Genomic DNA, 9,171 nt, shown 5'->3' with positions numbered 1-9,171 from the left:
CTGCGCTCGGGTGATTTCAGTCCAGGCCATCTTGATCTCATCAGGTTATCGCAAACCCATGAATCATAACCCGCTGAAATCACTCAACTCATTTTCGGTCAGACACTAAGGGCAGGAACCATTAAAAAAGCTTCATCCCAATTTTCACGATGTCTGTTAACCGCTATATTGAATTCTAAGCATTTGGAGTACGCAGACTTTAACTCCATTAGGTGTGGGTCTTTGTCTATTTCTGCCGACAAATTAACCAATTTGTCTTTTTTTATACTTTTAAACACTTCAAATAATGCATCGTTGAAATTTATCTTATCCACCACCAGACCTTTTTCAGATTACAGTCGATCTCCTGTAATCCGGCATGATGGAGCTTATGTCCGCTGTTGACAATGGCCATTTCACAACCGGATGGGCCGCTCTCCCCCCATCGCAGACATAAAGGCGCAGAAATAAGCACTTAAAATCCTTTCGCCGTATTTGTTTTCTCATGTGTGTTTTGCAGCGCGGCCCACTTGGCTATCTCTAGCGCCGTGGTTTTTCAGTAAGCATGTCAGATTGGAAGTGTTTTTTGGTGAAAGGTTATAATGGGCAATGCTTGATTCTCTTCTTCTGACAGGCTCTTGGCCCGATCTGCTCCCTCTTGTTCTCGAACAGGTAGACCGCCTTACGCGTCAACGCTTGATTCATACTGAGGTAACGGGGGACGGTCTGCGTCACATTCTCTCGACTGCCCGTTTCTCCCCTGCCAGCCTGTCGGGTTGTCCGCTGTCTGGAACAGGTTATGGAGTGGCGTGGCAGGCCAGAAGCCATCCGAATGGATAATGGCCCTGAATATGTCAGTCATACGTTGGTTTCATGGGCCGAAAAACAGGAGATTACCCTGATCTATACGCAACCGGGTAATCCGCAGCAGAACGCCTATCTTGAACGCTACAACAGAACTGTCCGGCAGGAATGGCTGGAGCAGTATTTGTTTGAAAGCATTCAGGACGTGCAGGAGGTCGCAACACAATGGCTCTGGACATATAACCATGACAGACCCAACATGGGGAACAGCGGGCTAACCCCCGCCCAGAAACTAAAAACAGCTGCCTGAATTCTCATTCAATGCCCCACTAAAAATGGGGGGATTACCAATTTTTCGAGATCGTTTGTTTTTATGCCTACATTTTACCTTCAGCCTCTGGAAGTGTTTATTTGTGGGTAAGTAATATGACGGCTACTATCAATAATCGCAGATTCAGTAAGGTGCGCGGGAACGGCATCCGTCATGGACAGAATATGAAAGACTGTCACCCCGTGGGCCAGAAGATAGTCAGTAACGATGCGCCTGTGACAGCGCCACCAGAGCACCTCCGCGCACATGATCGCAACAGTTGCCTGCTGTCCCGCCTCGATAAGCCGGGCAAGACCTCGGTGAAAATCTTCTCCAAGCGCATAATCCGCATAATTATGAAAACTCTGGACACGCCAGAATGCGTTGGTCTCCGCAGGCATCGTCTTCGACCGTGGCCGTCGTCCACCAAGCTCTGGAAAATGACTATATCCGATCCCCTGTGCCGCCAGTTCCGGCTGGAGACTGGTGCCATCATAGTCTCGATTACGCCGGGAATACGGAAAAGCCCTCACATCCGCGATCAGTGTCACGCCATAATGACGCAAAAGCGCGATAAAATCAGATAGCGCAAGCGTGGAATGCCCAATGGTGTAGAATGGATGACAAGAAGATGATCTTGCCTCCCCTGCGAGGTTCACATTGGATACGGAGTTTTCCATGCCGTCACAAACTTTCCAGATCGGAGACATCGTATCTTGGAACTCGGAAGCGGGATACGTCAGTGGACGGATCAAAGCCATTCATACGGCGCCCTTTCTGGTCAACGGCTATCAGCATCACGCGACGGCAGAACACCCTCAATATGAAATAGAAAGCCTTAAAACCAGTCATATCGCCTTTCACAAAGGCACGGCCCTTACACTTGCTGAGTGACTGGATCATCTCCTGAGCCAGCATCATGTCTGCGCCGCAATATCCATCAATGTAGAGACAGACGGATTGGCTGAGGTGATCGGAGCACAGAGCACCACATCCAGCGTCGGGGTGACAGACGTGAGTGTCGCAATAAGCCTCTCATGACAGAGATCATCTGGCCCAATCACTCTTTTATTGGCGCGCACATGCTCTGCTCTCATTATAATTCATAATTTTTCTCTTGGTAGATGGATTGTTCGCAAATGCGGAGAATATTCCTCTCGCTGCACAACTTTATATAAGCTGCAGGTAATCCCCCCATAAAAAGAGTGACTTTTGAATGAGAATTTTCTCAGCGTAAGAATTGAGGAGATTCTGATGAAGAGTGATCGCTTTACTGACGCCCAGATCATGGGTGTGATCCGCCAGGCTGAGGGCGGTGTCCCGGTTCCTGACCTGTGCCGGGAGCATGGGATCAGCAACGCCACGTTTTACCGGTGGCGCGCGAAATATGGCGGCATGGATGCTTCGATGATCAGTCAGATGAAGGCTTTGGAAGAGGAGAACCGTCGGCTGAAGCGCATGTATGCGGATCTGAGCATGCAGACGGATATCCTGAAGGAAGCCCTTGGAAAAAAATGAAGCGGCCAGCCCAGCGCCGGGAACTGGCCGCACAGGCTGTGGCGCATCATGGGGTCAGCATTGCGCTGGCCTGTCGGATTTTTGGGATATCCGAGACCTGCTTTCGCTATCGTCCGCGACTGGCAGCGGAGAACGACAGGATTGCCGATCTTCTTGTGGGACTGACCCAGGCTCACAGGAGATGGGGATTTGGTCTGTGTTTCCTGTAACTGCGCAATGTGCAGGGACAGCTCTGGAATCATAAGCGGGTTTATCGGATCTATCGGGAACTGGAACTCAACCTGCGGATTAAACCCCGCAGGCGTCTTGTTCGCGAAAAGCCTGAAAAGCTGTCGGTTCCGGCCCTTCCCAACACGGTCTGGTCCATGGACTTCATGGCGGACAGGCTTTTGGATGGACGCGCTTTTCGGCTCCTGAACATCCTGGATGACTTCAATCGTGAAGGACTGGCGATCGAGGTTGATTTTTCCCTGCCGGCCTGTCGGGTTGTCCGCTGCCTGGAACAGGTTATGGAGTGGCGCGGCAGGCCAGAAGCCATCAGAATGGATAATGGCCCTGAATATGTCAGTCATACGTTGGTTTCATGGGCCGGAAAACAGGGGATTACCCTGATCTATACGCAACCGGGCAATCCGCAGCAGAACGCCTATATTGAACGCTACAACAGAACTGTCCGGCAGGAATGGCTGGAGCAGTATTTGTTTGAAAGCATTCAGGACGTGCAGGAGGTCGCAACACAATGGCTCTGGACATATAACCATGACAGACCCAACATGGGGAACAGCGGGCTAACCCCCGCCCAGAAACTAAAAACAGCTGCCTGAATTCTCATTCAACGCCCGACTAAAAATGGGGGGATTACCCTATGAGCCAACTCATCGACAGACTTCTCTTTTTCAAAAAATATCAAGGTAAGTTTGCGGGTGGCCATGGCGTCAATACAGATGAAAGCCGGGCATGGGAGGATACCTACCGGTCCCGGTGGGAGAGTGAGAAAATTGTCCGGTCAACGCATGGCGTGAACTGCACCGGCAGTTGCAGTTGGAAGATCTATGTTAAAAGTGGTCTGGTCACGTGGGAAACACAACAGACCGATTACCCGCGCACGCGACCAGATATGCCCAACCACGAACCACGTGGCTGCCCGCGTGGCGCAAGCTACTCATGGTATCTGTATAGCAGTAACCGTATTCGCTACCCGCTGGTGCGCAAACGGCTGGTTGAGTTGTGGCGCGAAAAACGTAAGACGCTGGATGCGGTCTCAGCTTGGGCAGCCATCCAAAACGACCCGGTCGCCCGTCAGAGTTATCAGGCACAGCGTGGGCTGGGGGGCTTTGTTCGAGTGTCTTGGGATGAGGCAAACGAACTGATTGCCGCAGCAAATATCCATACCATCAAAACATGGGGGCCTGACAGGCTTGTGGGCTTTTCGCCCATTCCAGCCATGTCTATGCTGAGTTACGCTGCCGGAACACGCTATTTAAGCCTTCTTGGCGGAACATGCCTGTCTTTTTATGACTGGTATTGTGACCTGCCTCCCGCGTCCCCTCAGACATTTGGTGACCAGACAGACGTGCCAGAAAGTCTTGACTGGTATAATTCGGGCTATCTGCTGGTCTGGGGCTCCAATGTGTCCATGACCCGCACACCCGATGCTCATTTTTATACAGAAGCACGGTATCGGGGCGCAAAAAGTGTAGTCATTGCTCCGGACTATGTTGAAGTCGCTAAATTTGCAGATTTATGGCTGCACCCTCGCCAAGGAACGGACTCTGCACTGGCATTGGCCATGGTGCATGTCATTCTTCGTGAGTTCTATCTTGAACGTCAGGTCCCTTATTTTCAGGACTATGCAACCCGGTACACAGACCTTCCATTTCTGGTGATCCTGGACCCCAGCGATGCAGGTCAGAAACCCGGCAGGCTGCTCCGCGCGGCTGATCTGGCGGATGACCGGTACCACACCACAGAAGCTGACTGGAAGCCTCTGGTTTGGGACCGGGAACAGGCCTGCCCTGCTATGCCGCGCGGGTCTGCCGGTTTTCGGTGGGAAAACGAGGGGAAATGGAACCTTGAACCATTTGATGCCGTAACAGGTGCGCCCTTAACACCGTCTCTTTCTCTGGGTGAGAGTGGAGAGATGGCCACAGTACTGTTTCCATATTTTGGTGGAGACGGGCGCTTTGGTTTGAATGAGGCCGAGCCAGTTCATGCCCGTAAGGTTCCGGTACGAAGCATAGCCCTGAAAACAGGCGAGCATGTCCAGTGCGCCACTGTTTTTGATTTAATGACCGCACATTATGGGCTTTCTGCGGACGCTACCGCGTGGCCGGATTATGAGAGTAATGTGCCCGGTACGCCCGCTTGGCAGGAGGCCATTACCGGTGTGCCGCGTGAAAGATGTATTGCTGTAGCACGCGGCTTTGCCCGAAATGCGGAAGCTACGCAGGGGCGCTCCATGGTTATTCTGGGGGCAGGCCTCAACCATTGGTACAATATGGACATGACGTACCGTGCTATTCTGAACATGCTCATGCTGTGTGGGTGCATAGGGCAGAACGGCGGCGGCTGGGCGCACTATGTGGGGCAGGAAAAGCTACGCCCGTCCGCAGGGTGGGGGGCCAGTCGCGTTTGCGGGGGACTGGGGCGGCCCGCCACGCCGAATGAACGGCACAAGCTTCTTCTATGCACATACAGACCAGTGGCGTTATGAGCAGTTAACACCAAGGGAGCAGCTTTCACCTCTGGCCTCGCCTGAAAAATGGCCTCAAACCGTGCTTGATTGTAACATTCAGGCTGAACGACGCGGCTGGCTGCCAAGTGCGCCACAACTTGCGGTCAATCCGTTACAGCTTGGTCAAAAAGCCGCTCAAAGTGGGCAGGATCCTGCAACATATGTGAAGGACGCTCTTGTATCCGGTTCCATCAAGCTGGCTTGTGAAGACCCCGATGCACCGGAGAACTGGCCGCGTAACATGTTTGTCTGGCGGTCAAACTTGCTAGGTGCCAGCGGCAAAGGACATGAATATTTCATGAAGCACCTGTTGGGCGCGCCTAACAATGTCATGAACGAGGATAGTGACCAGAGGCCGGATTTTGCAAAATGGCATGATAAGGCTCCAGAAGGAAAACTGGACCTTCTGACAACTATTGATTTCCGCATGAGCACAACAGCAATGTTCAGCGATGTCGTTTTGCCAACCGCAACATGGTATGAAAAATCAGACTTGAATACGTCTGACATGCACACGTTTATTCATCCGCTGCAGGCTGCTGTTGACCCGGCATGGGAAGCCCGCACGGACTGGAGCATTTTCCGTGGTTTGGCTGAGACGTTCCAACGGTTGGCAAAAGGCCAGTTGGAGAGTGAAACAGATGTTGTTCTGTCACCCTTGCAAAAAGACACACCAGCCGAGCTGGCGCAGCCTTATGGTGACGAGATCTGGCGGTCAGAGCACCCGATAGCTGGTGTACCGGGCAAGACAATGCCCCAGATTGCTATTGTGCCAAGACGTTATGATGAGGTCTATGATCGCTACATTACGTTAGGTCCGGGTTTGGAAAAGAAGGGGAACGCAGACCACGGGTTACAGTGGGATACAACAGCAGAGATACAGGAACTTAAGCAGACACATCCGTCAGTCTCAGTGAAATATCCCGAGAGGTCTTCTCTTTTTCAGGATACCGATGCGGTTGAGACGGTACTTATGCTGGCACCGGAAACAAATGGTGCAGTTTCAGCCAGAAGCTGGAAGTCTCTTTCAGACAAAACCGGGCGTGACCTTTCTCACCGTCTGGGCGGAAGAGACGGTGACCGGATTACATTTGCAGATATCATTACACAGCCTCGGCAGGTCATAAACTCGCCGGTATGGAGCGGTGTCTCGTCAACGCAGGAAGCCTACACCGCTAACTGGCTGAATGTGCACGAATATGTACCATGGCGTACATTAACAGGTCGGCTTCAGTTTTATCAGGATCACCCTTGGCTCCGTGACTTTGGGGAAACCTTTGCCACATACAAGCCACCTATTGAAACACACTCAACGCCAGAGGCCTTAGGGGCTGCACATGATAACGGAAACCCGGTTATCCCGCTGAATTTCCTGACCCCTCATCAAAAGTGGGGCATCCATAGCACCTATGCTGAAAACCTGATTATGTTGACACTTGGTCGTGGTGGCCCGGTTGTCTGGATTAGTGAGGATGACGCAACACGGCTCAAGATTGTCGATAATGACTGGGTAGAAGCTTTTAACTGTAACGGGACATTGGTGGCGCGTGCTGTTGTCAGCCAGCGTATTCCGTCTGGTGCAGCGTTTATGTACCATGCGGCCGAGCGCACCGCCAATGTGCCGGGTAGTGAAATTACTGGCAAGCGTGCCGGTATTCATAATTCAGTGACGCGTGTTGTCATGAAACCCACCCATATGGTGGGTGGGTATGCACATCTTTCATGGTCATTCAATTATTACGGGCCGGTTGGGTCTAATCGTGATGAATTTATTTTCTTACGTAAAATGAACGATGTGAACTGGTTTGACACCACCGAAAAAGGGAAGGGATGAAGATGATTTTGAGTAATTTTCCTGCTTCTCCCTGCATTATAGGTAAGTAACCGTGAAGATACGTGCGCAGATAGGTAAGGTTCTTAATCTCGATAAATGCATCGGGTGTCATACATGCAGTGTGACGTGCAAACAGGTCTGGACCAACCGTGACGGTGTTGAATACGCATGGTTTAACAATGTCGAAAGTAAACCCGGTGTCGGTTTTCCGCAGCAGTGGGAAAATCAGGAACTGTGGCATGGCGGCTGGCAGTTGGGAAAGGGAGAGTCACTCCGCCCTAAAATTGGTGGAAAATGGCGTATTCTTTCGAAAATTTTTGCAAACCCAAACCTGCCCCAACTTGACGATTATTATGAACCATTTGATTTTGATTACGCTGCATTGCAGAACGAAAAAAGCGAGCAGGTTGTTACGTCTGTCCGGCCGTATTCCCGTATTACCGGGCAGGTCATGGATAAAATTGAACGAGGCCCGAACTGGGAAGAGTCTCTGGGCACAGAATTTAAACATCGTTCCAAAGACTATAATTTCCGTGATGTAGAAAAAGAAATATATGGAAAGTTCGAAAATAGCTTTCTGATGTTTCTCCCGCGACTGTGTGAACACTGCCTTAACCCGACTTGTGTTGCATCATGCCCATCAGGTGCTATTTATAAAAGGGAAGAAGACGGCATTGTTCTGGTTGATCAGGAAAAATGTCGTGGGTGGCGCATGTGTGTCAGCGGTTGCCCTTACAAGAAAATTTATTACAATTGGCACACAGGAAAATCAGAAAAATGTGTGTTCTGCTACCCCCGTATAGAAAGTGGCCAGCCTACCGTCTGCTCTGAAACCTGTGTGGGGCGTATCCGCTATCTTGGCGTCATGCTGTATGATGCCGACAAAATTGAAACCGCTGCGGCTACAACAAACCCTGAAGATGCGTATGAGCAGCAGCTCGACCTTTTTCTGGACCCACACGACCCGGCAGTGGTTGAGCAGGCACGTCGGGACGGCATATCTGACGCATGGATTGACGCGGCCCAACGCTCGCCAGTGTACCGTATGATCAAGGAATGGAAAATCGCCTTTCCGCTCCATCCTGAATACCGCACCCTGCCTATGGTTTGGTACATCCCGCCCTTGTCGCCCATTCAGGAAGCAGCTTCTGCTGGTAGTCTGGAAACCCTGAATGGTATTCCAGATATCAACAGCCTACGTATACCGGTCCAATATCTGGCTAATATGCTCACTGCGGGGGATGAAGCGCCCGTCAAAGCGGCTCTTAACCGGCTGCTGGCGCTCCGGGCCTATATGCGCCGTTTCCAGATTGAGAATGTACGTGACGCCTCTCTCTTGCAGGGGGCAGGGCTGTCAGAGCAGCAAATTCAGGACATGTACCGTCTTCTGGCTATTGCGAATTATGAAGATCGCTTCGTTGTGCCAACCGCGCATAAAGAAGATGCAGAAGACCCTTACCATCAGCGCGGCATCGCGGGTTTTCATTTTAACCAGAGCACAACCTCCGGGAAAAGCCGCTTCAGCCTATGGGGGCAGCAGGGTGTAAGACCGGAAATTCGTCGTCATACGGTGAAAGGAGGATAACAATGTCTCAGTCTCTGTCATTCCTCTGTCAGTTAAGCGCTATTTTTCTTCGGTACCCTGATGAACTTATAAAGCAGGAAAGTGTAGAATTAGGCACGCTGATTTCGCTTTCCAATCTCTCTATAGAACAGAAGAAAGCTTTCGAAGAAATCAGGATTTTTCTTGAAAAAACACCACTTCTGGATGCGCAAAGCCAGTATGTGCAGCTTTTCGATATGTCCCCCTCCTTATCGCTCTACCTTTTCCAGCATGTGCATGGGGATTCCCGTATGCGCGGGCAGGCAATGGTGGATCTGTTAGTGTCTGACCGAAAATGAGTTGAGTGATTTCAGCGGGTTATGATTCATGGGTTTGCGATAACCTGATGAGATCAAGATGGCCTGGACTGAAATCACCCGAGCGCAGTA

7 protein-coding genes and 2 pseudogenes are annotated in these 9,171 nt (G+C 51.1%); 7 read left to right on the top strand and 2 right to left on the bottom strand.

The features are described from left to right. Positions 1-739: 739 nt before the first annotated feature. Positions 740-1,093: pseudogene (locus tag GOB85_RS17730) on the top strand (integrase core domain-containing protein); the annotation flags it as partial. Between the two features lie 80 nt (positions 1,094-1,173). Here the strand turns inward: GOB85_RS17730 and GOB85_RS17725 are convergent. Then, positions 1,174-1,773, bottom strand: a complete 600-nt coding sequence (locus GOB85_RS17725; RefSeq protein WP_035366892.1) for a DUF488 domain-containing protein — start codon at positions 1,771-1,773, stop codon at positions 1,174-1,176. Between GOB85_RS17725 and GOB85_RS17720 the strand changes: the two genes are divergently transcribed. Beyond that, the gene (locus GOB85_RS17720; protein ID WP_061507197.1) at positions 1,772-1,987 is read left to right on the top strand and encodes a hypervirulence associated TUDOR domain-containing protein; all 216 of its coding nucleotides are present in this window, start codon (positions 1,772-1,774) and stop codon (positions 1,985-1,987) included. The genes GOB85_RS17725 and GOB85_RS17720 overlap by 2 nt on opposite strands. A 23-nt stretch (positions 1,988-2,010) precedes the next feature. Here GOB85_RS17720 and GOB85_RS17715 read toward each other — a convergent pair whose 3' ends face one another. Then, entirely contained in the window at positions 2,011-2,175 is a 165-nt protein-coding gene (locus tag GOB85_RS17715) for a hypothetical protein (protein ID WP_231875809.1), read from the bottom strand. A 172-nt stretch (positions 2,176-2,347) separates the two neighbouring features. On the opposite strand from GOB85_RS17715, the pseudogene GOB85_RS17710 reads away from it, so the two are divergent. The 5 genes and pseudogenes from GOB85_RS17710 to narJ all read left to right on the top strand — a co-directional run bounded on the left by GOB85_RS17710 (position 2,348) and on the right by narJ (position 9,081). Then, positions 2,348-3,435: pseudogene (locus GOB85_RS17710) on the top strand (IS3 family transposase). Between the two features lie 41 nt (positions 3,436-3,476). Next, entirely contained in the window at positions 3,477-5,324 is a 1,848-nt protein-coding gene (locus GOB85_RS19740) for a molybdopterin-dependent oxidoreductase (protein WP_338421805.1), read from the top strand. Beyond that, positions 5,275-7,179 carry a molybdopterin-dependent oxidoreductase gene (locus GOB85_RS19735; RefSeq protein WP_338421803.1) on the top strand — a complete coding sequence of 635 codons (1,905 nt, stop codon included), beginning with the start codon at positions 5,275-5,277 and terminating at the stop codon, positions 7,177-7,179. Before GOB85_RS19740 ends, GOB85_RS19735 begins: the two co-directional genes overlap by 50 nt. Before the next feature lie 52 nt (positions 7,180-7,231). Next, complete coding sequence (narH, locus tag GOB85_RS17700; RefSeq protein WP_173578727.1) at positions 7,232-8,764, top strand: nitrate reductase subunit beta; 1,533 nt, start codon at positions 7,232-7,234, stop codon at positions 8,762-8,764. A 2-nt stretch (positions 8,765-8,766) separates the two neighbouring features. Next, complete coding sequence (gene narJ, locus GOB85_RS17695) at positions 8,767-9,081, top strand: nitrate reductase molybdenum cofactor assembly chaperone (protein ID WP_240471351.1); 315 nt, start codon at positions 8,767-8,769, stop codon at positions 9,079-9,081. Positions 9,082-9,171 lie beyond the last annotated feature (90 nt).

It is taken from the genome of Acetobacter fallax, assembly GCF_011516735.1.
GTDB lineage: Bacteria > Pseudomonadota > Alphaproteobacteria > Acetobacterales > Acetobacteraceae > Acetobacter > Acetobacter fallax.
This window is presented reverse-complemented; position numbering and strand designations above follow the sequence as displayed.

Coding starts and splice junctions, on each gene's coding strand:
- narJ (WP_240471351.1), top strand. CDS start 8,767: ATGTCTCAGTCTCTGTCATTCCTCTGTCAGTTAAGCGCTATTTTTCTT.
- GOB85_RS19735 (WP_338421803.1), top strand. CDS start 5,275: ATGAACGGCACAAGCTTCTTCTATGCACATACAGACCAGTGGCGTTAT.
- GOB85_RS17720 (WP_061507197.1), top strand. CDS start 1,772: ATGCCGTCACAAACTTTCCAGATCGGAGACATCGTATCTTGGAACTCG.
- GOB85_RS17725 (WP_035366892.1), bottom strand. CDS start 1,773: ATGGAAAACTCCGTATCCAATGTGAACCTCGCAGGGGAGGCAAGATCA.
- GOB85_RS19740 (WP_338421805.1), top strand. CDS start 3,477: ATGAGCCAACTCATCGACAGACTTCTCTTTTTCAAAAAATATCAAGGT.